At 70.5% G+C, this 24,111-nt stretch carries 25 protein-coding genes; 15 read left to right on the top strand and 10 right to left on the bottom strand.

Annotated elements, in window-relative coordinates; genetic code table 11:
* Positions 1–9: 9 nt before the first annotated feature.
* From JOM49_RS02975 to JOM49_RS02965, 3 genes are read right to left on the bottom strand one after another with little or no spacing between them, the layout of a single operon-like run.
* Positions 10–837 carry an amino acid ABC transporter permease gene (locus tag JOM49_RS02975; RefSeq protein WP_209662837.1) on the bottom strand — a complete coding sequence of 276 codons (828 nt, stop codon included), beginning with the start codon at positions 835–837 and terminating at the stop codon, positions 10–12.
* Positions 834–1,478, bottom strand: coding sequence for an amino acid ABC transporter permease (locus tag JOM49_RS02970; protein WP_209662836.1), 645 nt, complete (start codon positions 1,476–1,478; stop codon positions 834–836). Before JOM49_RS02970 ends, JOM49_RS02975 begins: the two co-directional genes overlap by 4 nt.
* 56 nt (positions 1,479–1,534) lie before the next feature.
* Entirely contained in the window at positions 1,535–2,425 is an 891-nt protein-coding gene (locus JOM49_RS02965; protein ID WP_282770440.1) for a glutamate ABC transporter substrate-binding protein, read from the bottom strand.
* Positions 2,426–3,212: 787 nt separating this feature from the next.
* Here JOM49_RS02965 and JOM49_RS02960 point away from each other — a divergent pair.
* From JOM49_RS02960 to JOM49_RS02935, 6 genes are all read left to right on the top strand, one after another.
* On the top strand, positions 3,213–6,227 hold the full coding sequence (locus JOM49_RS02960) for a sensor histidine kinase (protein ID WP_282770439.1): 3,015 nt from the start codon (positions 3,213–3,215) through the stop codon (positions 6,225–6,227).
* A 2-nt stretch (positions 6,228–6,229) separates the two neighbouring features.
* On the top strand, positions 6,230–6,709 hold the full coding sequence (locus JOM49_RS02955; protein WP_372443963.1) for a roadblock/LC7 domain-containing protein: 480 nt from the start codon (positions 6,230–6,232) through the stop codon (positions 6,707–6,709).
* Positions 6,710–6,739: 30 nt separating this feature from the next.
* Complete coding sequence (locus tag JOM49_RS02950; RefSeq protein WP_209662834.1) at positions 6,740–7,531, top strand: DUF742 domain-containing protein; 792 nt, start codon at positions 6,740–6,742, stop codon at positions 7,529–7,531.
* On the top strand, positions 7,512–8,120 hold the full coding sequence (locus tag JOM49_RS02945) for a GTP-binding protein (protein WP_209662833.1): 609 nt from the start codon (positions 7,512–7,514) through the stop codon (positions 8,118–8,120). Before JOM49_RS02950 ends, JOM49_RS02945 begins: the two co-directional genes overlap by 20 nt.
* Positions 8,121–8,229: 109 nt before the next feature.
* The gene (locus JOM49_RS02940) at positions 8,230–8,646 is read left to right on the top strand and encodes a roadblock/LC7 domain-containing protein (RefSeq protein ID WP_209662832.1); all 417 of its coding nucleotides are present in this window, start codon (positions 8,230–8,232) and stop codon (positions 8,644–8,646) included.
* Positions 8,647–8,648: 2 nt separating this feature from the next.
* Positions 8,649–9,281 carry a DUF742 domain-containing protein gene (locus JOM49_RS02935; protein ID WP_209662831.1) on the top strand — a complete coding sequence of 211 codons (633 nt, stop codon included), beginning with the start codon at positions 8,649–8,651 and terminating at the stop codon, positions 9,279–9,281.
* Positions 9,282–9,458: 177 nt separating this feature from the next.
* On the opposite strand, the gene JOM49_RS02930 is transcribed toward JOM49_RS02935, so the two are convergent.
* Complete coding sequence (locus JOM49_RS02930) at positions 9,459–11,702, bottom strand: helicase-associated domain-containing protein (protein WP_209662830.1); 2,244 nt, start codon at positions 11,700–11,702, stop codon at positions 9,459–9,461.
* 71 nt (positions 11,703–11,773) lie between these two features.
* Between JOM49_RS02930 and JOM49_RS02925 the strand changes: the two genes are divergently transcribed.
* From JOM49_RS02925 to JOM49_RS43625, 4 genes are all read left to right on the top strand, one after another.
* A complete protein-coding gene (locus tag JOM49_RS02925; protein WP_209662829.1) occupies positions 11,774–11,971 on the top strand; it encodes a hypothetical protein in 198 nt (65 codons plus the stop codon).
* A 98-nt stretch (positions 11,972–12,069) separates the two neighbouring features.
* On the top strand, positions 12,070–13,464 hold the full coding sequence (locus tag JOM49_RS02920) for an NAD-dependent malic enzyme (protein WP_209662827.1): 1,395 nt from the start codon (positions 12,070–12,072) through the stop codon (positions 13,462–13,464).
* Entirely contained in the window at positions 13,461–13,952 is a 492-nt protein-coding gene (gene moaC, locus JOM49_RS02915) for a cyclic pyranopterin monophosphate synthase MoaC (protein WP_209662826.1), read from the top strand. The genes JOM49_RS02920 and moaC overlap by 4 nt, the downstream gene beginning before the upstream one ends.
* Positions 13,949–14,869, top strand: a complete 921-nt coding sequence (locus tag JOM49_RS43625) for a molybdenum cofactor biosynthesis protein MoaE (RefSeq protein WP_209662824.1) — start codon at positions 13,949–13,951, stop codon at positions 14,867–14,869. Before moaC ends, JOM49_RS43625 begins: the two co-directional genes overlap by 4 nt.
* 709 nt (positions 14,870–15,578) lie before the next feature.
* Here JOM49_RS43625 and JOM49_RS43620 read toward each other — a convergent pair.
* From JOM49_RS43620 to moaA, 4 genes are all read right to left on the bottom strand, one after another.
* Positions 15,579–16,238, bottom strand: a complete 660-nt coding sequence (locus JOM49_RS43620) for a LysM peptidoglycan-binding domain-containing protein (RefSeq protein ID WP_209662822.1) — start codon at positions 16,236–16,238, stop codon at positions 15,579–15,581.
* A 377-nt stretch (positions 16,239–16,615) separates the two neighbouring features.
* Complete coding sequence (locus JOM49_RS02900; protein ID WP_372443962.1) at positions 16,616–17,455, bottom strand: phosphatidylinositol-specific phospholipase C/glycerophosphodiester phosphodiesterase family protein; 840 nt, start codon at positions 17,453–17,455, stop codon at positions 16,616–16,618.
* Between the two features lie 46 nt (positions 17,456–17,501).
* Entirely contained in the window at positions 17,502–17,762 is a 261-nt protein-coding gene (locus JOM49_RS02895; protein WP_209662821.1) for a MoaD/ThiS family protein, read from the bottom strand.
* The gene (gene moaA, locus JOM49_RS02890; protein ID WP_209662819.1) at positions 17,762–18,826 is read right to left on the bottom strand and encodes a GTP 3',8-cyclase MoaA; all 1,065 of its coding nucleotides are present in this window, start codon (positions 18,824–18,826) and stop codon (positions 17,762–17,764) included. The genes JOM49_RS02895 and moaA overlap by 1 nt, the downstream gene beginning before the upstream one ends.
* A gap of 92 nt (positions 18,827–18,918) precedes the next feature.
* Between moaA and JOM49_RS02885 the strand changes: the two genes are divergently transcribed.
* The 5 genes from JOM49_RS02885 to JOM49_RS02865 all read left to right on the top strand — a co-directional run bounded on the left by JOM49_RS02885 (position 18,919) and on the right by JOM49_RS02865 (position 22,870).
* On the top strand, positions 18,919–19,317 hold the full coding sequence (locus tag JOM49_RS02885) for a TOBE domain-containing protein (protein WP_209662818.1): 399 nt from the start codon (positions 18,919–18,921) through the stop codon (positions 19,315–19,317).
* A 13-nt stretch (positions 19,318–19,330) separates the two neighbouring features.
* On the top strand, positions 19,331–20,128 hold the full coding sequence (locus JOM49_RS02880) for an HAD-IIA family hydrolase (RefSeq protein WP_209662816.1): 798 nt from the start codon (positions 19,331–19,333) through the stop codon (positions 20,126–20,128).
* 36 nt (positions 20,129–20,164) lie between these two features.
* Positions 20,165–20,983, top strand: coding sequence for a metallophosphoesterase family protein (locus JOM49_RS02875; protein WP_209662814.1), 819 nt, complete (start codon positions 20,165–20,167; stop codon positions 20,981–20,983).
* Positions 20,984–21,217: 234 nt separating this feature from the next.
* Entirely contained in the window at positions 21,218–22,138 is a 921-nt protein-coding gene (locus JOM49_RS02870) for a TauD/TfdA dioxygenase family protein (RefSeq protein ID WP_209662806.1), read from the top strand.
* 171 nt (positions 22,139–22,309) lie between these two features.
* Positions 22,310–22,870 carry a snapalysin family zinc-dependent metalloprotease gene (locus JOM49_RS02865; RefSeq protein ID WP_282770433.1) on the top strand — a complete coding sequence of 187 codons (561 nt, stop codon included), beginning with the start codon at positions 22,310–22,312 and terminating at the stop codon, positions 22,868–22,870.
* Between the two features lie 70 nt (positions 22,871–22,940).
* Here the strand turns inward: JOM49_RS02865 and JOM49_RS02860 are convergent, their stop codons facing one another.
* Positions 22,941–23,315, bottom strand: a complete 375-nt coding sequence (locus tag JOM49_RS02860; protein ID WP_209662804.1) for a YccF domain-containing protein — start codon at positions 23,313–23,315, stop codon at positions 22,941–22,943.
* A gap of 26 nt (positions 23,316–23,341) precedes the next feature.
* Complete coding sequence (locus JOM49_RS02855) at positions 23,342–24,103, bottom strand: PhzF family phenazine biosynthesis protein (RefSeq protein WP_209662802.1); 762 nt, start codon at positions 24,101–24,103, stop codon at positions 23,342–23,344.
* Positions 24,104–24,111 lie beyond the last annotated feature (8 nt).

The following is a 24,111-nucleotide window of genomic DNA, read 5'->3' as shown; positions in this document are numbered from 1 at the left end:
AGCGAGGATTCAGACGATGCCGGGATCGGCGGGTGCGGCCACGTGACCGACCCGGCGCTCCCGGCGTTCCAGCCACCGCCCGAGCCTCGACAGGGTGAAGTTCACGACGAAGTAGATCAGCGCGACGACCAGGTAGGTCTGCACCAGGTACCGGTTGTACGAGGCCAGCTGCTTGCCGATGGTGATCACCTCGGCGAAGCTCAGCACGTACCCCAGCGAGGTGTCCTTCACCGTGCCGACGGTCTGGCTGATCAGCGACGGCAGCACGTGCCGCAGCGCCTGCGGCAGGATCACGTGCCACATCGCCTGCCTCGGCCGCAGCCCGAGCGCGGCCGCCGCTTCGCCCTGACCGGCGTCCAGCGACAGGATGCCCGCGCGGAACACCCCGGCCAGCTGCGCCGACCGGTTCAGCGTCAGCGGCACCACCAGCTTCCACAGCGTCGGCAGGTCCAGCCCGTACCGCGGCAGCGCGAACAGCATCATGAACACCATGAGCAGCGCGGGCACCACCCGGAACACCTCGATGTAGGTGCGCGCGGGCAGCCGGATCCAGCGGCGCTGCGACAACCGGCCCAGCGCGAGCAGCAGGCCCAGCGGCATCGCCAGCACGAGCACCAAACCGGCCGCGAGCAGCGTGCCGCCGAGGCCGTTGAGCAGGTACTTCCACATCGGCCAGGTGCCGTAGGGCTGCCACTTCGCCGGATCGAGCTGGCCGTTCACGCCGAACTGGTACAGCGCGAAGGCCAGCGCGCCCAGGCCCAGCAGGAACGCGAGCGCGGTGGCGATCCGGATCCGGCGCCTGCCCCTGGGCCCTGGCTCGTCGAAGAGCACGTTCACCGGTGGATCACCAGCTTCTTCTCCAACCGCGAGGTGACCAGCGAGATGAGCAGCGCGAGCAGGCCGTAGACCACCCCGGCGCCGATGTAGACCGGCAGCGGGTCGGAGGTGATCACGTTGACCGCGTTGGCCGCGGCGGTCAGCTCGAACAGGCCGGTGCCCGCGGTGAGCGCGGTGTTCATCAGCAGCCCGATGGTGATGTTGCACAGCGGCTGGAGCACCGAGCGCAGCGCCTGCGGCAGCACCACGCTGCTCTGCGTGCGAAGGAACCCGAGCCCGAGCGCCCTGGCGGCCTCGGCCTGACCCTTCGGCACGGAGTTGATGCCCGAGCGCAGCGCTTCGGCGTAGTAGGCCGCCGAGTACAGGGAGAGCGCGAGCACCGCGCAGAGGAACAGGTCGAAGTTGATGGCGATCTCGGGCAGCGCGAAGATGATCAGGATCAGCCAGAGCAGCAGCGGGATGTTCTGGAAGACCTCCACGTACGCGATGGCGAAGGCCCGCAGCGGCTTGACCGGCGACACCCGGCACGAGACCACCACCAGCGCGACGAGCATGGCGCCGGTGAAGGACAGCACGGTGAGTTCGATCGTGGTGAGCACACCGCGGCCGAAGTCGGGGAGGTGGTCGAGGAAGACGTTCATCCTGGTGGGGCCTGCCCGGGGCGGGCGGGAGCACGCGGCCCCCGCCCACCGGCGGATCAGGAGCCGGCGACCGAGCCGATGGCGGGCGGCGCCGGGGTCTCACCCGGGATGACCGTGCCGAGGGACTCCTCGTACGCCTGCTGCCACAGCCCGGCGTCCTGGATCTTCTTCAGCCAGTCGTTGACGAACTTCTTGAACGCGTCGTCCCCGTGCTTGATGCCGATGCCGTACGGGTCGTTGCCGAAGGTGCCGGAGGCCAGCTGGATCTTGTCGTTCAGCTTGGTCTCGCCGGCGATCACCGGGAGGTCCTTCACCCAGGCGTCGCCGCGGCCCTGCTCCAGCGCCTGCACGCACTCCGGGTCGGTGTTGAACGAGATCTGCTGCGCCTGCGGGGCCAGCTCCTTGACCACCCCGGCGCCGGTGCTGCCGGTGGCGACCAGCACCTTCTTGCCGTTGAGGTCCTCGGGCCGGGAGATGTCCGGCTTGCCCTTGAGCGTGGCCACGGCCTGGCCGGAGATGAAGTACGGCCCGGCGAAGGCCACCTTCTCCGCGCGCTTGGCGGTGATCGAGTAGTTCTGGATGACCGCGTCCACCGTGCTGTTCTGGATCAGCGCTTCCCGGATCTGCGGGGTGGTGGTGATGATCTTGCGCTTGGGCTCGCCCAGGATGTACTTGGCGAGCAGCTTGCCGAGCGTGGCGTCGAAGCCCTCGGCCTCACCGGTGGTCGGGTTCTGCTGGGACATCAGCGGGGTCTCCAGCGAAGCACCGATGAACAGCTCGCCCCGCTGCTTGATCGCCTGCGCGGTCGGGCTGGCCGCCAGCTCCGCCTCGGTGGCGACCGGCGCGCGGTCCAGCATGCTCTGGGCGGCGCTGTTCGTGCCCGGGACCGCGTCGGTGCCGCCGGAGCAGGCGCCCGCCGCCGCTCCCAGCGTGACTACCGCGCACACGAGCGCGATCCTCCTGCGCGTCGAAGACGCCTTGGCCATGGTCGACTTGTTCCTTCCTCGACTAGCCACCGTGCGCCGGTCCGAGCGGTGTCACTCCGGAGTGCTACTTCTGGTAGCACGTGACGTTCCGGGCTCACCCAGTGGTGCGAAGCGGGCACACGGCGCTTTGGGCCGAAGAATGGTTCAGTCCTCCGGGGCGCGTCAAGCAGGGGTGATCCGCGTCGCGACCCGTCGGGGACTAGGGAAAACACTGTTTCCACAGGTCCGGGCCCGCCTCCCACATCCTGGGAACAGGCGCTCGTCGCCAAAATTTCACCCCAAGATCACCAGGTCAGCGGGAAGATCACCGTAGTGCTGGGGAGCGAATTTCGGTCGCTTGACAGTTGCTCCGTTCGCGGGAGTGACGCAGGTCGCCCTGCTTCCGTTTCGCGCTTGTTATCGATACCCTCTAGCCCCAATCGGGTGATCGGTGTCATGTGCCCGGCTTGGGGTGGCCTCGGCGTGCCGGCGACCCAGCCGGGCGGATCGGGCTGCCCGACCTCCCGGCGCGTGGGAACCTGGTTGCCACCGGACGGATGCAACGAAAACGGGAAGGAACTCCTCGGTGCCCCAGCTCACGAGCGGGGAGCACGGTCGCAAGGCGGTGTCCTCGGCGCACCCTCGTGTCGCAGAAGGTAATGACGCGGCAACTCAGGACGGCCCGAACGGAGTAACCACGTCGCGGGCCGGCGCCTCCTTCACCCCGCCACCGGGGGGTCAGCGGACCCGTGGGCTGAAGAACTGGCGCGTGAGCAACAAGCTCATCGTGGTGTTCCTGCTGCCCACCATCGCCGCGCTCTTCCTCGGTGGCCTGCGGGTCTACAACGGTTTCGAGGACATCGGCGTCTACGACCGCGCCGAGCAGCGCATCGCGCTGAGCCAGAAGGTCGCGAGCACGGTCGACGAACTGCAGTCCGAGCGCGAGACCATGTCGGCCTGGATCGTCTCCGGCCGCCCGGCGGGCCGCGGTGAGCTGGACGACCAGATCGCCAGGACCGACCGCGCCTCCGCCACGCTGCGCGAGGCGCCGGAGGTCGAGGGCATCGACGACCCGGTGACCACCGCGTTGTTCGGCCAGGCCACCGCCCGCCTCGACGGCCTCGGCCAGCTGCGGGTCTCGGCGAACGACACCTCCTTCGCCGCGCTGGCCGCGCTCGAGTCCTACGCCGGTGTCATCGACGCGCTGCTGGCCGTCTCCGACGAGTTCGGCGCCGACGTCACCGACAAGGGCCTGCAGGACCGGCACGACGCGCTGGCCGCGCTGTCGCACGCCAAGGAGTACTCGGCCCAGCAGAACGCCTTCCTGCGCAACGCGGCGATCCGCGGCAGCTTCGAGCCCGCGGAGCTCTCCAGCATCAACACCGCCGAGGCGAACCTGGTCTCGCAGATCGACGCCTTCACCAACGTGGCCACCCCGCAGGCCCGCCAGGACTACTCGAACACGATCACCGGTGAGCTGGTCTCCCGGCGCTTCCAGTACCAGCAGCTGGCGCTGCTGCGGGCCGAGGCGAAGATCAACGTGGCGATCGACCCCGGCGCGGTGGCGCAGTCCTCGGCGGCCACGCTGAACCTGATCAGCCAGGTGGAGAACCGCCTGCTCGACGAGGCGGGCTCCTACACCAGCGGGCTGGCCGGTACCGAGCAGCGCACGACGATCCTGGTCTCGGCGGGCATCCTGGCCGGACTGCTGATCGCGCTGACGCTGATGTTCGTGGTCGCCCGCTCGATGCTGCTGCCCCTGCGCAGCCTGCGGACGAACGCGCTCGAAGTGGCCGAACGGCACCTGCCGGAAGCGGTCCGGAAGATCATGTCGGAGTCGGACCCGAAGGCCGCCGCCGAGCGCGCCATCGACCCGGTGCCGGTGCACACCACCGAGGAGATCGGCCAGGTGGCCCGCGCCTTCGACGTGGTCAACGCCCAGGCCGTGCGCCTCGCCGCCGAGCAGGCGATGCTGCGGGAGAACGTCAACGGCATCTTCGTCAACCTGTCCCGCCGCTCGCAGCGGCTGGTGGAGCGCCAGCTCGGCGTGATCGACCGGCTCGAGGCCGACGAGCAGGACCCGGACCACCTCGCCAGCCTGTTCGAGCTGGACCACCTCGCCACCCGCCTCCGTCGCAACGGTGAAAGCCTCCTGGTGCTCTCGGGTGCCGGGCTGGCGAAGTCGGTGCCGCGGCCGGTGCCCGCCGCCGACGTGATCGGCGCCGCGGTGTCCGAGATCGAGCAGTACTCGCGCGTCGAGGTCGGCGTCATCCCGGACGTCGCGGTGCAGGGCCTGACCATCCACGACCTCGTGCACGTGCTGGCCGAGCTGCTGGACAACGCCGCCTACTTCTCCGAGCCGGAGACCAAGGTGACCGTGCGCGCGGTGATGACCCGCCGCCGCGCGCTGGCCATCCAGGTCACCGACAAGGGCGTCGGCATGTCCGACGACCAGATCACCGAGGCGAACCGCCGCCTGGCCGACCCGCCCGACCTGGACGTCTCGGTGACCAGGCGGATGGGCCTGTACGTGGTCGCGCGGCTGGCCCAGCGCCACGGCATCGAGGTGCAGCTGCGGGAGAACGAGGACATCGACGGCGGCATCATCGCCAGGGTGGTCGTCCCGCCGCAGCTGCTGACCACCGTCCCGGTCACCGAGCGCCCGCGGTCCGAGTCCTCGATGCCGAACATGGCCCCGCTCGGCAGGCAGCAGCCGCAGAGCGCGCTGGGCGCAGACTCGCTGACCTCGCCGATGACGCTGACCCCGCTGACCCCGGCCGCGCCGCCCGAGCAACCGGCCGAGATCAGCCGCCCGCAGACCCCGGTGCCCGCGGCGCCGCCGTCCGGGCACACCGGCTCCGGCGGCCTGGTCGCGCTTGACCAGCCGATCAGCCTCGACGACCTGGTCCACGGCTCGTCCAGCGCGGCGGGCCCGTTCCTCAGCGACGCGCCGGAGCCGCCGCAGGCCGCGCCGCTGGCCGCCTCCCAGCTGCCGAAGCGGCCGGTGGACGACCTCGGCTTCCCGGTCGACGAGTTCGACGAGAACGCGCACCCGACGGTGACCAGCAGCCCGGTGTCCAACGGGGCGGGCCGGGTCGAGCGCGCCGACTCCAACGGGCACGGTCCCGAACAGCCCTTCCCGCTGGCCCTGCCCACCCGTGAACCGACCTTCGTGCCGCCCATGGGCCGTCCCGAGCCGGACGACTCGGCCGAGGGCGCGCGCAGCGCGCTCGAGGACGACGTCCCGACTCGCCGGTTGCCGATCTACCAGTCCGTGCTCTCCCGGTGGTTCAGTGAAGCCGAGGAGACCGAACCGGAAGAAAAGCCCGGCTGGCCCGTGGACTCGCCAGAGGAGGCCGCGGCCGCGCCGGAGGGGCGAGAGGGAGCGGGTGTGAGCGATGGTGGATGGCAGAGCGCCTCGGACGAGGGGTGGCAGGCCGCGCAGTCGCTGCTGGAGGACAAGAGCGAGGAGGTCACCGAGGCCGGCCTGCCCAAACGGGTGCCCAATGCCTACCTGGTCCCCGGATCGGTGACCGGGGAATCGACGGACCAGAGTGCTTTCACCGATAATTCCTCCGCGCAGGCGGAAGCAGCTCCGGCACTGACGACCCGATCTGCTTCGGTCGCGCGCAGCCGGATGGTCAGCTTCCAGCGGGGTTACCAGAGCGGCAGGCATGCCGTCCAGGAGAATCCGGAGGCCGGCCACACGGAGCCGGACACGTACGCGGACGTCGCAGAGGGCGGCGCGGCGGAACGACCTACTGAACCAAGCGCGAAGGAGTGAGAGTGACACGGGCGGGGTCAGTGCAGCCGGGCGGGCAGCCGCAGCCTGGTAAGGCGGTGCCGCAGCCGGGTGCCGGTCAGCAGGGCAGTTTCGCTTGGCTCATCACCGATTTCGTGCACCGGGTACCCGGTGCCGCGCATGCGGTCGTGGTCTCGGCGGACGGCTTGCTGCTGGCGGCCTCACGAGGGCTGCCGAAGGACCGGGCGGATCAGCTCGCGGCCGTGGCGTCCGGGCTGACCAGCCTGGCGCGCGGGGCGGCGAAGGTGTTCGACGGTGGAGCCGTCGCGCAGACGGTCGTCGAGATGGCCAACGGGTTCATGTTCCTCATGTCGGTTTCGGACGGCTCGTGCCTGGCGGTGCTGGGCGCACCGGACAGCGACATCGGGCTGGTCGTCTACGAGATGACCCTGCTGGTCGAACGGGTCGGCCAGCAGATGACCCCGGAACTGCGCGCTCAGCTGCAGGGCGCTGCCCGCCGCTAGGGCGGGCCGCGGGACACAGAGGAGATAACCGTGGACTCGGGGCGCTCGAGAGGCGAACGTCGTTTCGACGACGACTTCTCCAGTGCGCGTTGGCCGAATGAGTCGGACAACTCGAACATTTCGGACAGCCGTGGGGGCGAGGTCGCAGGAGAGGACTGGAAGAGCTTCCGCGATCGCATAGATCGCGAATGGCGGTCCAGGAGAGGCGGGGAGGACCTGCCGCCGGAGCCGGCGGCCCCCGATCCGGCCTCCTGGCTCGATCCGGGGGAACCACCCGCCACGCGCGGGCCCGCCGATTTCAACGTCGACGACTTCCGCGACCGCCTGCTCAGCGGGCCGGTCTCGGAGCTGTACGGCGTCGGCGGCGGTTCGCTGCGGGACGCGGCAGGCGGGTTCACCGCCTTCGGCGGCCCCGACGAGCCGGAACCCGAGCAGTTCATCCCGTCCGCGCGCCCGAGCACGCCACCGGAAGAGCCGGTGGAGACCTCCGGACTGGTCCGGCCGTACTTCCGGACCGGCGGGCGGACCAAACCCACCTACGACCTGGCCATCGAGGCCTTGATCTCGACCAGTGAACGGGGCAGGCTGATCGATTCGGTCCGGGTGCCCGAGCACCGGTCGATCTGCGACCTGTGCCTGGACACCCGGTCGGTCGCCGAGATCGCCGCGCACCTGCGGCTGCCCCTCGGTGTGGTGCGGGTGCTGATTGGTGACGTCGCCGGACTCGGCCTGGTTCTCGTGCACAGCGGGAACACGGTCGTCGGGGACCGGCCGAGTATCGAGTTCATGGAAAGGGTGCTCAGTGGGCTTCGGAGAATTTAGCTCCGACGCGAACACGTCGGCGGCCGCGGGTCCGACCTCGTCGGCGAAGATCGTGGTGGCGGGCGGGTTCGGGTCGGGAAAGACCACGCTGGTGGGTGCGGTCTCCGAGATCGACCCGCTGACCACCGAGGCCTCGATGACCGAGGCCAGTTCCGGCGTCGACGACGTGTCGGCGACGCCGAACAAGACGACCACCACGGTGGCCATGGACTTCGGCCGGATCACCCTGGACTCGGACATCGTGCTGTACGTGTTCGGCACGCCGGGCCAGCACCGGTTCTGGTTCATGTGGGACGACCTGGCGCTCGGGGCCATCGGCGCGGTCGTGCTGGTGGACACCCGGCGGCTGTCCGACGCGTTCCCGTCGATCGACTTCTTCGAGAACCGGAAGCTGCCGTACGTGGTCGCGATCAACTGCTTCGACCGCCTGCTGCACCACCAGATCGAGGACGTCCGGCACGCGCTGACCATCTCCCCGTCGGTACCGATCATGGCCTGCGACGCGCGCGAGCGCGACTCGGCCAAGCAGGTGCTGATCTCGGTGGTCCAGCACGCCATCCAGCACGACACCGCGTTGCGGGCGGGCTGAAGTTCCTCCTTTTCACCGCGGGGCGGGGTCGAACCCTGCCCCCGACGCGAATACGCTGGTCGCGGGAAGCGTCGCGCCGGGTAGTCGCCGGAGCAAGGGAGGGACAGTGATGGCTACCACCTCGCCAGGTGGGTTCAGCTGGCTCGTCACCGACTTCGTGCGCAGGGTGCCGGGTGCCGCCCATGCCGTGGTGCTGTCCGCGGACGGACTGTTGCTGGCCAGTTCGGACGGGTTGCCGGTGGCGCGGGCGGAGCAGTTGTCGGCGGTGTCGTCCGGGCTGGTCAGCCTGACCCAGGGCGCGGCCAGGTGTTTCGAGGCGGGAGTGGTGAACCAGACGGTGGTGGAGATGGAGCGGGGCTACCTGTTCCTGATGTCCATTTCGGACGGTTCGAGCCTGGCCGTGCTGGCCGCGCCGACCAGTGACATCGGCACCGTGGCCTACGAGATGACCCTGCTGGTGGACCGGGTCGGCCAGCAGCTGACCCCGGAGCTGCGTGCGCAACTGCAAGGCGGGGTACGCGGCTGAACATGGGCACCCCTGGGAACTTCGGGCTGGATCCGCAGCCGGTGAGCGCCGACTGGGACGCGCTGCACGCCGGCAGTGAACGCGAGGCGCTGGACTCGCCGAGCCGGTTCGACATCGCCAAATACACCACGGGCCGGTTCTCCCTCCCGGTTTCACCACCGCCGCCGCCGCCCGAACCCGAGGCCCCCTCGTGGCCCTCGCACGAACCCGACCCGGAACCCGCGCCGATGCGTGCCATGGCCCCGGTCCGCCCGGCCGCCCGGCCACCCGCCCCGGTCTGGCCCGCGGGCCGCGCTTCGCGTTCGCTGGTGCGCCCGTACGCCCGGACCGGTGGTCGTACGCACTCCGCGCACGACCTGGCGCTGGAAGCGCTGATCTCCACCACGGACCAGGGGCGCGCGCAGAACGCCGCGCTGCCGACGGAGTACCGGCTGATCTGCGAGCTCTGCTACGACACGCATTCGATCGCGGAGATCGCCGCCTACCTGCGCCTGCCACTGGGCGTGGTGAAGGTCTTCGTCGGCGACCTGGCAGACGCGGGCCTGGTACTGATCCACCAGTCGAGCCTCATCCAGGGCGACCCGTCCGCCCGAGAATTCATGGAACGCGTCCTCCAAGGCCTACGAGACCTCTGACCAATGCTATGAGTGGGGCATTACTTGCATTCAACGCAAGTAATGCCCCACTCATAGCATTCGCGCACCCGAACCCCACGTTCGCGCACCCGAGTTCTACGTTCAGGCACCCGAACTACACGTTCAGGCAACCGAACTACGCACTCGGGCGGCCGAGTTCCACTTTCGCGACCCGCGTCAGTCTTCGACGAGGGCGGCGGAAGTGATGCGGTGCAAGGGGTATCGCTCGTTGTCCGTGCTCTCCAGCATGCCGCCGCCCACCCGGATCGGGGTGACCACCCGTTGTGCCGCCGTGCCGTGGGCGTCGACGAAGCCGATCCACACCTCACGCCGTTCCCGCGTGGCCTGGGCGAGCAGCGCGAGCGTCATCGACGTGTCGGCACCGCCGCCACCGGGGGCGCGTACGGCCGTGCCACGCCGGGTGCCCGCGGCGCGGTCGCCCGCCCGCAGGTTCGTCACGATCGACGCGATCTGGTCGCCGCCCGGTGCCGTCGGCTCGGCGAGCACGCGCCGCGCGTTCCGCCCCCTGGCGGGGATCCGGCGTCCCCGGTCGCGGTTGAGGTCGACCACCCGCCCGTCCGGACCTTCGGCGGCCGGGGCGAATCCCGCCGCGCGCAGCCCGTCGAGCACCTCGGCCAGCGGGTAGGTGCTGATCAGCACGGTCGGCGCGATCTTGCGCAGGTCCAACTGCTCGGCCGCCGGGTTGCTCAGCACCTCGGCGAGCAGCACCTCGTCGTCGCAGCGCAGGAAGGACGCGGCCACCCCGCCGCGCAGACGGCCGTGCCGCCGCGCCACGTCGTCGATCATGTACGTCAGCGACTGCGGCACCGGCGTCGCCGAGCGCTCGCGGAACAACGCGTGCAGCTCCGCCGCGGTGCGCCCGGTGTCCAGCGCGCGCCGGACGGAGGTCTCGGTGACGCGGTAGACGGTGGCGTGCCCGGAGGACTCGATGTCGGCCACCGCGGTGATCTCCGTGGCCAGGTCGGCTTCGAGCGGGCCGGGCGCGACCACCGTGAGATCCGCCTGCACCAGCACCTGGCTCACCGGATCCGGGAGCGCGTCCGCCATCGCGAGTGTCGCATGTGGACGATCGTCCTCGAGCAGTGCGCCGGCGGCCGTGGTGAGCGCGCCGAGCGCGACCAGGCCGAGCGCGGTCGCCTCGGACATCGTCCAGCGCACGTTCTCGTCCCGGAACCGGCCACCCCGCCGCGGCGCCCGCCAGGCCAGCGCGGTGACCAGCTCCTCGACGCTCTTCACGCCGGTGCCCGCGGGCAGGTCGGCGAGCGTGGCCAGCACCCGGCGGCGGCCGGCTGGCGCGAGCGGGCGGCGCAGGTCCTCCGACAGCGGGGCCAGCGGCTTGTCCTTCGCGTCGCGCTGCCCGGCGAGACCGGGGGAGCGCGGCAGGTCCAGCCACGCCTGCGCCAGCATCGCCCAGCGGGCCGCCGGTTCGGAGGCGAGCCAGCTGTCGGCGAGCACGGTCGGCACCCATTCCGGGGTGCCGCTCTGGTCGTCACCGGCCAGCCCGGCGCCGACGGCGACCTCCGCGACCAGCGTCGCGCGCTGGTCGTCGGCGTCGAGCTCCTTGCCGAGCTTGCGCAGTTCGCGCACGCCGAGCCCGCCCGACTTGAGCACCGGCGGCGGCTGTTCCGACCACAGCGCGATCAGCCGTTCGGTGTGCCGGATGAACTCCATCGCCTCCCCGGCCGCCGCTTCATCCACTGTGGACTTCTGGTGCGGGTGGGTGGGCAGCTCCGGCTCGGTCAGCTGCGCGGCGCTGAACGCGTGCCCGCCACGCAGCAGGACGCCGACCTCGCGCGGGAGTTCGACGGTGGTGTCGTCGCGGCGCAGCAGCAGGCCGCGGGCGAGCAGCTTCTGCACCGGGGTGGTCGCCGCGTCGAGCGGCACCAGCGCGCCGGCGTCCCGGGTGTTGCCGATCGGCGGCCCGGCGGCGAGCTTCTGCAGCAGCGCGCGTTCGGCCTCGGTCACCTCGTCGACCGCGGCCGCGAGGTCCACACCGGCCAGTGCCCTGGACGGCGTGCCGAGCCCGGCGGGGAACGGGCCGAGCGCCTCCCTGGCCGTCGGCGGCACGCGGACCGCGTCGTCCTCACCCCAGGCGAGCGCGCGGTCGCGCAGGCGGTCCAGTCCGGACTTCGACGGCAGCCCGAGCAGACCGTCCACTTCGGCGCGGGTGACCGCGGCGGTGTCGGCACCGGCCAGCAGCAGCGCGTCGAGCACGGCCAGGGTGAAGGTGTCCAGGTCCTCGCAGGCACGGGCGATCGAGCCGGGCGTGCCCGCGCGGGTGGCCAGCACCGTGCTGTTGGACGGCGGCGGGGTCGCCAGGTCGCGCCGGGTCTGCAACAGCGCGGCGAGCGTTCCGTCCGGTCTGGAGCGCAGCCAGTCCGCCAATGAGGTTCCGGGCATCCGTCACAGAATATCGCCTGTTCGGACCCGCGCCCGGGTCACCTGGCACACTGGACCCGCGAGTTCGAACCATGGAGGACGACGTGGCGAAGGCCAAGACCGGTAAGAAGAACGGCATCGACCCCACCTGGCCGCACGTGGCCGAGGGGGAGCACCCGGTGTCGGAGCTGGCCGCGGACCGCCAGGGCGCGCTGTCCCCGTTCGGCGACGTCACCTTCCCGCTGGACTCGGTGCCCTACGTGCACCCGGAGACCGAGATCAACAAGTAGCGGTTACCGGCCGGTAAACCGGCAGATCGCCAGTGTCGGCGATCACCGGACTAGGGTTTGTGCACCACTGTTCCAGCACAGATCGCGGGGGTTCTCCCATGCCGGTTCCCGGTCCCGGTTATTCGATCACCGTCCGAGTCGAGGCGCCGTCTTCGGCGAGCGCGGCGGGGGACCTGACCAGCGCGGTCGGCCGCGTCGGCGGCGTGCTCACCGCGTTCGACGTGGTCGAGTCGCACCCCACCTCGATCGTGGTGGACATCAGCGCGAACGTGCTGTCGGCCAACCACGCCCAGGACATCACCGAGGCGCTCGACGCGATGCCCGGCGTCCGGGTGCGCAAGTTCTCCGACCGCACCTTCCTGATCCACCTCGGCGGCAAGATCGAGGTCACGCCCAAGGTCGCGCTCCGCAACCGTGACGACCTCTCCCGCGCCTACACCCCCGGCGTGGCCCGCGTCTGCCAGGCGATCGCGGCCAACCCCGAGGACGCGCGGCGCCTGACCATCAAGCGCAACACCGTCGCCGTGGTCACCGACGGCTCGGCCGTGCTGGGCCTGGGCAACATCGGCCCGGCCGCGGCGCTGCCGGTGATGGAGGGCAAGGCGGCGCTGTTCAAGAAGTTCGCCGACGTGGACGCCTGGCCGGTCTGCCTGGACACCCAGGACACCGAGGAGATCATCAGCATCGTCAAGGCGCTGGCGCCGGTCTACGCGGGCATCAACCTGGAGGACATCGCCGCGCCGCGCTGCTTCGAGATCGAGGCGCGGCTGCGCGAGCTGCTCGACATCCCGGTCTTCCACGACGACCAGCACGGCACCGCGATCGTGGTGGTCGCCGCGCTGCGCAACGCGCTGCGGGTGGTCGGCAAGCGCATCGAGGACTGCAAGATCGTGGTCAGCGGGGTCGGCGCGGCCGGCTCGGCGATCATCCGCCTGCTGCTGCGCAAGAACCCGGGCGACATCGTGGCCGCCGACATCGACGGCATCGTGCACGCGGAGCGCGGCAACCTCGACGACAACCTGACCCAGATCGCCGCGGCCACGAACAAGGAGGGGCTCTCCGGCACCCTGCACGACGCGCTGGTCGGCGCGGACGTGTTCATCGGGGTCTCCGCGCCGAACCTGTTCGGCGCCGAGCAGGTCGCCACCATGAAGGACGACGCGGTGGTGTTCGCGCTGGCCAACCCGGACCCGGAGATCGACCCGCTGGAGGCGCAGCGGCACGCCGCGGTGGTCGCCACCGGCCGCAGCGACTACCCGAACCAGATCAACAACGTGCTCGCCTTCCCCGGCGTCTTCCGCGGCCTGCTCGACGCGCACGCCCGGCACATCGACGACGAGATGCTGCTGGCCGCGGCCGACGCGATCGCCGACGTGGTGGACGGCGAGCGGCTCAACGCCTCGTTCATCGTGCCCAGCGTGTTCGACTCGGCGGTGGCGCCCGCCGTCGCCGAAGCGGTGAAGAACGCCACGCGGGTAGTCTCCGGCGGGTGAGCGAACTTACGCACGTCGACGCGGCGGGCGCGGCTCGCATGGTCGACGTCTCCGGCAAGGACCCCACGGTCCGGATCGCGCGGGCGAGCGGCGTGGTCCGCACCACCGCGGAGGTGGTCGGCCTGCTGTCGTCGAACGGCCTGCCCAAGGGTGACGCGCTGGCCACCGCCCGGATCGCCGGGATCATGGGCGCCAAGCGCACGCCCGACCTCATCCCGCTGTGCCACCAGCTGGCGCTGTCCGGGGTGGAGGTCGAGTTCACCCTCGGCGAGGCGGAGGTCCGGATCCTGGCCACCGTGCGGACCAAGGACCGCACCGGCGTGGAGATGGAGGCGCTCACCGCGGTGGCGGTGGCGGGCCTGACCGTGCACGACATGATCAAGGCGGTGGACCCGGCCGCGTCGCTGGACGAGGTGCGGCTCGATCGCAAGGAGGGCGGGAAGACCGGCCTCTGGGAACGTCCTGGTTCGGCGGGAGGTGGCCGGTGAAGCGTGCGGCGAGGGTGATCGTGGCGTCGAACCGGGCGGCCACCGGGGTGTACCCGGATCGGACCGGCCCGGTGATCGCCGACTGGCTGACCCAGCGTGACTACGAGGTGCCGGACCCGATCGTGGTCGAGGACGGCGAGCCGGTGGCCCGCGCGCTGCGGGCGTGCCTGGCCGAGGACGTGCACGTGGTGATCACCACGGGCGGGACCGGCATCACGCCGACCGACCGCACCCCGGAGGCGACCGCGCCGTTGCTGGACTACGAACTGCCGGGCGTGGCCGACGCGGTGCGGGCGGCCGGGCTGCCCGCGGTGCCGACGGCGGTGCTCTCGCGAGGTCTCGCGGGGGTGGCCGGGCGGACGCTCGTGGTGAACCTGCCGGGGTCACGGGGTGGGGTCAAGGACGGGCTCGGGGTGCTGGAGGGCGTGCTGGACCACGCTGTGGAGCAGCTGCACGGGGGCGACCACGTGCCGGCCGCCGCCGGAGTCTCCGGGGCCCGGATCGCGCTGGCCGCGGTGACGGATGAGCCGATCTCGGCGTCGGAGCACGCCGCTCTGGTCGGGGACGACGCGGCGGGGGCCGTGGTGACGTTCTCGGGGGTCGTGCGGGACCACGACGGCGGGAAGGGCGTGACGGGCCTGGTGTACGAAGGCCACCCGAGCGCCGGCGATGTGCTGGCGCGGGTGGTCTCGGAACTGGCCGCCCGCTTCGACGGGGTGCGGGCGGTGGCCGTGAGCCACCGGATCGGCACGCTGGCCATCGGGGACGTCGCCCTCGCCTGCGCCGTCGCCGCCGACCACCGGCGAGAAGCCTTCCTCGCCTGCTCCGACCTCGTCGACGAGGTCAAGGCACGGCTGCCGGTGTGGAAACACCAAACCTTCACCGACGGCACCGACGAATGGGTCAACTCCCCCTAACCCCACGTTCAGGCGCCCGAGTTCAACGTTCGGGCGCCTGAACCTCACACCCGTGAGCCTGAACTCCACGTTCCGGTAGCCGAGTGTCACGTTCGAGCGCCCGAGCCCCGCGCTCGTGCGGGCTGTGTGGCGCGCTGGCAGCCCGAGAGTCGCGAACCCGAGACCCACACTCCAGCAGCCGAACTCCACGTTCAGGCAGCCGAATCTCACATTGGGGAGGCCGAACCCCACACTCGGCGGCGCCTGCCCCTCCCGTTCGCCGAGGCTCCCTGGCTTCGAGTGGGCACCCGCGTGCCCGAGCGCCGGACTCGGCCAGCCCGAATGTCGCCCTCGCCTGCCTGGACGTTGATTTCGCCTGCCTGAGCGTGGGACTCGGCTGCCCGAGCGCAGAACTCGGCTACTCGAGTGTGGAACTCGGGTGTCTGAACGTGGGGTTCGGCTGCGCGAACGTGGGGTTCGGCTTCCTGAGTGTGAAGTTCGGGTGTTTGAGCGTGCGACTCGGGTGCGCGAACGTGCATCTCGGCTGCGTGAGTGTGGGGTTCGGGGGCGCGAACGTGGGATTGGGGAATGGGGTGGAATGGGCGGGGGGTTATTGGGGGGTTGCGGTGTGTGGTGGTGGAGCGCGAAAAGGCCCCACCGCCCAGGGGATCGGCGGTGGGGCCTTTTCGCTCGTCACGGCGTTATCGGGCCGTGATCGCACACACGGAGCTTACTTGGTGGCGATCTTCTGGCCGACCACGATGAAGTCCGCGTTCGGGATGAACTCCTTGTTCAGCTCCTGCAACTTCGAGAAGCCGCCGTCGACACCGTGCGCCTGCGCGATCTTCGACAGGGTGTCGCCCGCGACCACGGTGTAGTCGCCGGCCGGGTTGGACTTCGCGACGCCGGTGGTCACCGGGGCCGACTTCGGCGCGGCGGCGGCCGGGGCCGGAGCGGACTTCGGCGCGGCCTTCTTCGCGGGGGCGCTCTTCTTGGCCGAGCCACCGGTGTTGGTGCCCTTGTAGCTGGCCGACGAGCCGCCCTTCTTGCCGCAGGTCGGCCAGGCGTTGATGCCCTGACCAGCCTTGACGCGCTCGGCCACGGCGATCTGCTCCTCGCGGGAGGCGTTGTGGGCGCTGCCCTTGCCGCCGTAGGCCTTCCAGGTGCTCGGCGAGAACTGGAGCCCGCCGTAGTACCCGTTGCCGGTGTTGATGGACCAGTTGCCGCCGCTCTCGCACTGGGCGATGGCGTCCCAGTTGGTGCCGCCTTCGGCCTGCGCGGGGGTCGCAGCGATGGCGAGCGGGGCGCCGACAGCCATGCCGGCGATCGCGACGCGGGCGATGTGCTTGGTGGCGGCGGACATCTTGCGGTGCTTGCCTCGGTAAGCCATGGGATTACTACTCACTTCCCGCGCCTGCTGAACTCGGGGTGTTCTCGTCGTCCCTGTCCGGAAAGTTTTCTTTCGCTCGGGGTATGGGCCGGGATTCCGCCGGACAGGGTTCGGCGCTTCGGAATCCCGGTGTTGCTCTGGTCGGTCGGGGCCAACCGAAAAGCGACGGTACGTAACCTTCGCCGTGATCGGAAATTAATCGGGGTGTGAGCTACGTCACTGTAACGGGGCGCAACCTTCGACGATTCGCGCGTTTTCGCAGCTCAGCTGGCCGTTACCGGGCCGTTTCCTTCCCGAGATCATTCACTGATCGTGAGGCTTGGGTCACGTGAAAACCCTCGTCTAGGCCGTTGGTGGAGATAACCGAACTGTGTGGTTTACCGGCCGGAATCGCGGAGGAATGCCGCCAGGCCGGACAGGTCATCGGTGTTGATGTGGTCCACACCCGCGGCCACGAGTTCGGTCCACACGGCTTCCCGCGCCGGACCGGCGGCATCGGGTGTGGCCCAGAACCGTACCCGTTGCCCGGCAGCGTGCGCGACGGACACCACGTTCCGCAGCCGGGCGCGCTCGGCGGGAGGGAACTCGCCCGCGCCGGTCCAGCTGAACAGCTTGGTCCAGTTCTCCGAGACCAACGGCGTCAGGCGGGCGTCGGAACCGGGCCCCAGATCGTCCGTGGCGGCGATACGGCCGTCGTAGAAGGCCAGACGGTGCCTCTCCGCCGAGAGGACCGCACGCGGCCGGTTACCGGACAACACGACCTCGACGGCCTTCTCACGGACCCAGCCGTCCCGGTAGGTGGTGAAGAGGAAGGAGTAGCGCGGGGACGCCAGGACCCGCGAGAGGGCCGCGTAGGTGTCCTCCGCGCCGCTCTTGAGGTCCACCAGCAGCTGGAACGGCGTCCGCCGCGGGTAGACGTGCCCGAAGTTGCGCAGCACCCGCTCACGCAGCGGCTCCAGGTACAGCGCCTCCAGCGTGCGCTCCGGGGTCACGTCCTCCGGGTCGTGCGCCACCAGCAACTGCCCGCCGACCAGGTAGATGTCCGCCTCGACGCTGGTGAACCCCTGGTCCAGCGCGTCGTGCAGCGGCCGCGCGTGCTCATAGTCGTTGTGCGCGTGCGCCTGCGCGAGCGGCCGCACCCAGGCAGCGGCCGACGCGGGCGTGGCGAGCCCGGCCACGGCGAACGCGGTCAGCAGGAGCACGAGGAGGCGGCGCATGCGCGTCAGCCTCGGCGAGCGTGGCGTCCGGTGGGTGACACCGGGGTTAACCGCCGGCGAAAGGCGGCAGGACGTCGAGTTCGGCGCCGTCGGGCAGGCGGTAGGAGGTGTCGCGCACCGCGACGCCGTCCAGCAGGAAGCTGGCCACCTCGAGCACTTTCGGCAGCCGCTCGGGGTGCCGCTGCCGCAACTGCTCGACCGCCTCGGCCACCGACGAGCCGGAGGGCAGCGTGAGCACCTCGCTGTCCACCCCGGTCGCGGCCCGCGCGGAGGCGAAGAACCGCACCTGGACCGTGGTCACCCGCATCAACCGCCGATCGCGCTCATCGGCCGGATCGGCTGCGCGAACCCGGCCTCGTTGATCTCGTGCCCGGCCAGCTTGCCCCACATGGCGGTCCGCCAGGCGCCCGCTATTTCCTCATCGCGCGCGCCCGCCCGCAAGAGGACACGCAGGTCGGTCTCTTCGTTGCTGAACAGGCAGGAGCGGATGGAGCCGTCCGCGGTCAGCCGGGTGCGCTCGCAGGCCGAGCAGAACGGCCGGGTCACCGAGGCGATCACGCCGACGTCACCGGGACCGCCGTCGACCAGCCAGCGTTCGGCGGGCGCGCCACCGCGCGGCGCCTCGCTCGGGGTCAGGGTGAACTCGGTGCCGAGCAGGCCGAGGATGTCCTCGGCGGTGATCATGCCGCCGCGGTCCCAGCCGTGCTGGGCGTCCAGCGGCATCTGCTCGATGAACCGCAGGTGGTAGCCGTTGTCCAGGCAGAACCGCAGCAGCGGCACGGCCTCGTGGTCGTTGACCCCGCGCATCAGCACCGCGTTGACCTTCACCGGCGACAAGCCGGCGTCGCGCGCGGCGGCCAGGCCCTCCAGCACGTGGCGCAGCCGGTCGCGGCGGGTCAGGCGGGCGAAGGTGTCGCGGTCGATGGTGTCCAGCGAGACGTTGATCCGGTCCAGCCCGGCGGCGACCAGGCCCTCGGCCCGTTTCGCCAGGCCGATGCCGTTCGTGGTCATCGACAGCCGGGGTTTCGGCCGCAGCGCCGACACCTCCGCGATGATCCGCTCGAGCCCCTGGCGCAGCATCGGCTCACCGCCGGTGAGCCGGATGTCGGTCACCCCGAGCAGTTCGACCGCGATCCGCAGCAGCCGCAGCAGCTCGTCGTCGCTGAGCACCTGGTCGCCGGGCAGCCAGTCCAGGCCCTCGGCGGGCATGCAGTAGGTGCAGCGCAGGTTGCACTTGTCGGTCAGGGACACCCGCAGGTCGGTCGCCACCCGGCCGAAGGTGTCGAGCAGGCCGGGGTGGTCGGGCCGGGGCTCGGCGGATTCCTGCCGCTTCCCGGTCACCCGGGGGATGCCTAGATTCACCGCCGTCACCCTGTCCAGCGTAGTGCGAATCCGCCGAGCGGTGGTCGAGCGAGAAACGAGGATGATGGCGCATCCGCAGTTGCGGAGCTAGCGTGGCGAACATGCCGCAGTTTCGGTTGGCCGAGGTCGCACGCCTGCTCGGCGTCAGCGACGACACCGTGCGCCGCTGGGTCCGCGCTGGCCAGTTGACCGCACTCGACGACAGCAGCGGGCGCAAGGTGGTCGACGGCGCCGAGCTCGCCGCGTTCGCCAAGGCGCAGGCGGACGAGCCGCCGGACCCGTCGCGGGTCGGCCGGTCCGCGCGCAACCGGTTCGTCGGGCTGGTCACCGAGGTGGTCCAGGACAAGGTGATGGCCCAGGTGGAGATCCAGTGCGGGCCGCACCGGGTGGTGTCGCTGATGAGCAGCGAGGCCGTCACCGAAATGGGGCTGAAACCGGGCTCACTCGCGGTCGCGGTGGTGAAGGCCACGCAGGTGATCGTCGAGACCCCCGACGGCTAATAAGGTGGCGCCCATGAGCGACGAACCGCGCTGGAGCTATCTCAGCGACATGGACGGGGTGCTGGTCCGCGAGGAGCACCTGGTGCCCGGCGCCGACGAGTTCCTCGCCGAACTGAAGGCCAACGGCATCGGCTTCCTGGTGCTGACCAACAACTCCATCTACACCCCGCGCGACCTGCGGGCGCGGCTCGCCCGGACCGGCCTGGACGTGCCGGAGGAGTCGATCTGGACCTCCGCGCTGGCCACCGCCGAGTTCCTGCACCGCCAGCGCCCGAACGGCTCCGCCTTCGTCATCGGCGAGGCCGGGCTGACCACCGCGCTGCACGAGGCCGGTTACGTGCTGACCGACCGCGACCCCGACTACGTGGTGCTCGGCGAGACCCGCACCTACAGCTTCACCGCGATCACCAGGGCCATCCGGATGATCGAGGCCGGGGCGAAGTTCATCGCCACCAACCCGGACGCCACCGGCCCCAGCCTGGAGGGCTCGATGCCGGCCACCGGCTCGGTCGCCGCGCTGATCGAGAAGGCCACCGGCCGCCAGCCGTACTTCGTCGGCAAGCCGAACCCGCTGATGATGCGCTCGGCGCTGCGGGCGATCGGCGCGCATTCGGAGCACACGCTGATGATCGGCGACCGGATGGACACCGACGTGCACGCCGGGATCGAGGCCGGGCTGGAGACCATCCTGGTGCTCACCGGGATCTCCACCAGGGAGAGCGCCGAGCTGTACCCGTACCGGCCCACCCGCGTGCTCGACTCGGTGGCCGACCTGATCGGGCGGACGAAGGATCCCTTCGCGCAGGGGTGACGAACCTCTCGAGTGAGCAGGCCTTATCTTCGTGGGATGAACGATGCCGGTGCGGCGGGACCGCCGACCTATGTGGTGGGTGACGTGCACGGGCATCGGGACGGGCTGGCCGGGGCACTGCTCGCGAAGGAGCTCGTCGACGACAGCGGCGACTGGGCGGGCGGCAAGAACCGCGTCTGGTTCCTCGGCGACTTCGTCGACCGCGGGCCCGACGGCGTCGGGGTCATCGACCTGGTCATGCGGTTGCAGGAGCAGGCCGCCGAGGCTGGTGGCGAGGTGCAGAGCCTGCTCGGCAACCACGAGATCCTCCTGCTGGGCAGGCACCGCTTCGGCGACACCGAGGTCCCGTCCGACTTCGGCCCGCGCAGCTTCGGCCGCAGCTGGGAGATCAACGGCGGGCAGCAGTCCGACCAGGAGAAGCTGACCGAGCGCCACATCGAGTGGCTGGTCGAGCGCCCGCTGCTGGCCCACGCCGAGAACTACCTGCTGATGCACTCCGACACGCTCGAGTACCTCGAATGGGGCGCCGACGTGGCGGAGATCAACGAGAACGTCGGCGAGGTGCTCGCCGGCGACGACATCTCCGAGTGGTGGGAGGTGTGGCGCCGGATGACCACGCGCTACGCCTTCCGCGGGCCGAACGGGCCGGAGATCGCGCAGCTGCTCCTCGAGCGGCTCGGCGGCGAGCGGATCGTGCACGGGCACAGCGTGATCGCCGACCAGCTCGGCATCCACCCGGCGCAGATCGAAGCGCCGTACCTCTACGCGGGCGGCAAGGTGCTCGGCGTCGACGGCGGCCTGTTCGTCGGCGGGCCGTGCTTGATCGTTCCCCTGCCTTGGGATCCGGAGGAGTAGAACTCCCAGCGGATGGGAGATCTTGACCATCGTCCGGACGCAGGTCCATAGTCCTCCCATGTCCGAAACCCAGGGTCACCGTTGTGTTGTCCCGCGGACGAGGCGGTCTCCTCACCGCCTGGTCGGTTGCGGCGTCTGCGCGCTGCTCGTGCGTCGTGGTCGCTACGGCTCCCCGCCGAAGTAGCGCGTTCTTCCCGCGCTAGCACCGATCCCTTCGCACAGTGAGGAAATGCGTTGTCCGTAGACCTGCCGATTCGTGCTGCCCTGCGCCCGGCCCGCGTTCCCGCCGATGGCATCCTGGAAGGCCCGCGGGTGCTGAACCGCGGCGAATCCCGGCCCTACTCCCTGTTTTCGCTCACCCCGCTCGGCCCGGTGATCGGGGCCGAGATCGACGGCGTCGACCTCGGTGCGCCGCTGACCGCCGACCTGCGCGCGGAGCTGAACCGCGCGCTGCTGGAGTGGAAGGTGCTGTTCTTCCGCGACCAGGACATCACTTCCGCCCAGCAGCGGGATTTCGCGCGCAACTGGGGTCCACTCGAGACGAACCCGTTCATCCCGACCGGCGACAGCGAGCAGGTGACCCGGTTCGCCCGCAGCTCGGCCATGCCCGGGTTCGAGAACATCTGGCACACCGACGTGACGTTCCGGCCGGAACCCGCGCTCGGTTCCGTGCTGCGGTTGATCGAAGTGCCGCCGTTCGGCGGTGACACGATGTGGGCCGACATGGCCGCCGCCTACGACAACCTGCCCGAGGACGTCCGCGCGCGGATCGACGGGCTGACCGCGGTGCACGACTTCATCCCCGGCTTCGAGCGCTTCTCCGACTTGGATTTCCTGGCCGCGCACCAGGAGCAGTTCCCGCCGGTGGAGCACCCGGTGGTGCGCACGCACCCCGAGTCCGGGCGCCGGATGCTGTTCGTGAACCAGGCGTTCACCACGCACATCGTCGGACTGGAGCGCGAGGAAAGCGATCGGCTGCTCCGGTTGCTGTTCCAGCAGGCGCACGTGCCGGAGTTCCAGGTGCGCTTCCGGTGGCGGCCGAACTCGGTGGCGTTCTGGGACAACCGCGCCACCCAGCACTACGCGGTGAACGACTACTTCCCGCACGCCAGGGTCGCCGAACGCGTCGCCATCGCCGGTGATCGCCCGTTCTAGCCGACTTTGGTCGGGAACCCACCTGATGTGGTGGGCCGGTCGGCCGCGCTGAGCAGCCGGTCGACCGGCTGCCGGGCAAAACTGTGAAAACCTCACTCTTGAGGGTTTGTGGCGGGGGCGGTTCGCTTCGAGGAGCGGAAGAACCCGTACCCCCAGTGAGGAGTTTCCAAAGTGTCGACTCCGAAGGCCTTCAGATCCGTACTGGCGGCGCTCGCGCTGCTGTTCCCGCTCGTGCTTTCGCAGGTGGCCACGAGCCTGCCCGCGTCGGCGGCCGAAGTGGCCGTGCGCACGGTGTACTACGACTCGAGCGGGGCGGCGGAGTTCAAGGCCGCCGTGGACGCCGGTGCCGCGGTGTGGAACAACAGCGTGCGCAACGTGCGGCTGGTGAAGGGGTCGCCCGCCGCCCTGGTCATCGTGGCCGACAACGGGTGGCCGCGGGCGCAGACCACCTCGCTCGGCCGGGGCAAGATCTGGTTCGGCCGCCAGGCGGTGAACCAGGGTTACGACGTGACCCGGATCGCCGCGCACGAGATCGGCCACATCTTCGGCCTGCCGGACCGGCGGACCGGGCTGTGCCAGGACCTGATGTCCGGTTCGAGCGCGCCGGTCTCGTGCACCAACCCGAACCCGAACGCCAAGGAGAAGGCCGAAGTCGAGGCCAACTTCGCCGGTTCGCGCGCGGCCGCGGACTTCCGGGGCTACTACGACGAAACCCCGGTCGCCGCGTTCTGACGGGCCTCAGCCAATGCTATGAATGGGGCATTACTAGCAATGGATGCAAGTAATGCCCCACTCCTAGCGTTCACGGCATCGGCACGATTTCCTTGCCCAGCGGTACCAGCGACACCGGCACGAGCTTGAAGTTGGCCACGCCCAGCGGGATCCCGATGATCGTGATGCACAGCGCCAGCCCGGTGAGCAGGTGCCCGATCGCCAGCCACCACCCGGCCACGACGATCCAGATGATGTTGCCGACGACCGAGGCCGCCCCGGCGCCCCGCCGGTCGACCAGGGTCCGGCCGAACGGCCACAGCGCGTAGTTCGCCATCCGGAACGCGGCCCGGCCGAACGGGATGGTGATGATCAGGATGTGGCAGATGATCCCCGCGATCGCGTAACCCACCGCCATCCAGAAGCCGCAGAGCACCAGCCAGATGACATTCAGGATCGTCCTCATGCCCCCATTGTCCCGTGAAGTCCGGGTCAAGCGTGGAGGTCGCCGGAGAACACCGTCACGGCCTGGCCCGCGAGCGTGACGCGATCCCCGTCCAGCGCCACCCGCACGATGCCGCCGCGCGGCGATGCCTGCTCGCCGACCAGCTTCTTCCGGCCGAGGCGCTGGGCCCAGTACGGCGCCAGCGTGCAGTGCGCCGAGCCGGTCACCGGATCCTCGTCGACCCCCTTCGCCGGGGCGAAGAACCGGCTGACGAAGTCGATCCCGTCCCGGTCGCCGGGCGCGGTGACGGTCAGCCCGCGCACGTCCATCGCCCTGATCGCCGCGAGGTCCGGCACCAGTTCACGGACCTGAGCGGCGCTTTCGGCGACCACCAGCAGGTCGAACCGGCCCTTGGCGACGTGCTCGACGGTCACCCCCGGCAGCGCGTCCCCCGGTGCGACGTCCACCGGCTCGGACGGGTCGGCCGGGAAGTCCATCCGCACCCAGCCGTCCGCCGCGGTGCAGCGCAGGTCGCCGCTCTTGGTGCGGAAAATCTGGTCGCCGCCGAGCACGTGCGCGGTGGCGAGCGTGGCGTGCCCGCACAGGGCGACCTCGGCGACCGGCGTGAACCAGCGCAGCGGCTTCGCGCCTTCGGCTGTCGTGACCACGAAGGCGGTCTCGGAGTGCTTCAGCTCCGCGGCCACGGACTGCATCCAGGTTTCGTCGGCGGGGGAGTCCAGGAGCACCACGCCCGCCGGGTTGCCGGCGAAGGCGCGGTCGGTGAACGAGTCCACGAGGTACATGCGCATGCCGTCGA

The sequence above is a fragment of the Amycolatopsis magusensis genome, from assembly GCF_017875555.1.
GTDB classification, from domain to species: domain Bacteria; phylum Actinomycetota; class Actinomycetes; order Mycobacteriales; family Pseudonocardiaceae; genus Amycolatopsis; species Amycolatopsis magusensis.
The sequence above is the reverse complement of the archived record's forward strand: the minus strand, read 5'-3'. Positions and strand labels throughout refer to the sequence as shown.

Excerpts from the sequence above, each read along its gene's own strand:
- JOM49_RS02970 (WP_209662836.1), bottom strand. The coding sequence starts at position 1,478 with ATGAACGTCTTCCTCGACCACCTCCCCGACTTCGGCCGCGGTGTGCTC.
- JOM49_RS02940 (WP_209662832.1), top strand. The coding sequence starts at position 8,230 with ATGGCTACCACCTCGCCAGGTGGGTTCAGCTGGCTCGTCACCGACTTC.
- JOM49_RS02935 (WP_209662831.1), top strand. The coding sequence starts at position 8,649 with ATGGGCACCCCTGGGAACTTCGGGCTGGATCCGCAGCCGGTGAGCGCC.
- JOM49_RS02930 (WP_209662830.1), bottom strand. The coding sequence starts at position 11,702 with ATGCCCGGAACCTCATTGGCGGACTGGCTGCGCTCCAGACCGGACGGA.
- JOM49_RS02925 (WP_209662829.1), top strand. The coding sequence starts at position 11,774 with ATGGAGGACGACGTGGCGAAGGCCAAGACCGGTAAGAAGAACGGCATC.
- JOM49_RS02920 (WP_209662827.1), top strand. The coding sequence starts at position 12,070 with ATGCCGGTTCCCGGTCCCGGTTATTCGATCACCGTCCGAGTCGAGGCG.
- JOM49_RS43620 (WP_209662822.1), bottom strand. The coding sequence starts at position 16,238 with ATGGCTTACCGAGGCAAGCACCGCAAGATGTCCGCCGCCACCAAGCAC.
- JOM49_RS02900 (WP_372443962.1), bottom strand. The coding sequence starts at position 17,455 with ATGCGCCGCCTCCTCGTGCTCCTGCTGACCGCGTTCGCCGTGGCCGGG.
- JOM49_RS02895 (WP_209662821.1), bottom strand. The coding sequence starts at position 17,762 with ATGCGGGTGACCACGGTCCAGGTGCGGTTCTTCGCCTCCGCGCGGGCC.
- JOM49_RS02885 (WP_209662818.1), top strand. The coding sequence starts at position 18,919 with ATGCCGCAGTTTCGGTTGGCCGAGGTCGCACGCCTGCTCGGCGTCAGC.
- JOM49_RS02880 (WP_209662816.1), top strand. The coding sequence starts at position 19,331 with ATGAGCGACGAACCGCGCTGGAGCTATCTCAGCGACATGGACGGGGTG.
- JOM49_RS02875 (WP_209662814.1), top strand. The coding sequence starts at position 20,165 with ATGAACGATGCCGGTGCGGCGGGACCGCCGACCTATGTGGTGGGTGAC.
- JOM49_RS02860 (WP_209662804.1), bottom strand. The coding sequence starts at position 23,315 with ATGAGGACGATCCTGAATGTCATCTGGCTGGTGCTCTGCGGCTTCTGG.
- JOM49_RS02855 (WP_209662802.1), bottom strand. The coding sequence starts at position 24,103 with ATGCGCATGTACCTCGTGGACTCGTTCACCGACCGCGCCTTCGCCGGC.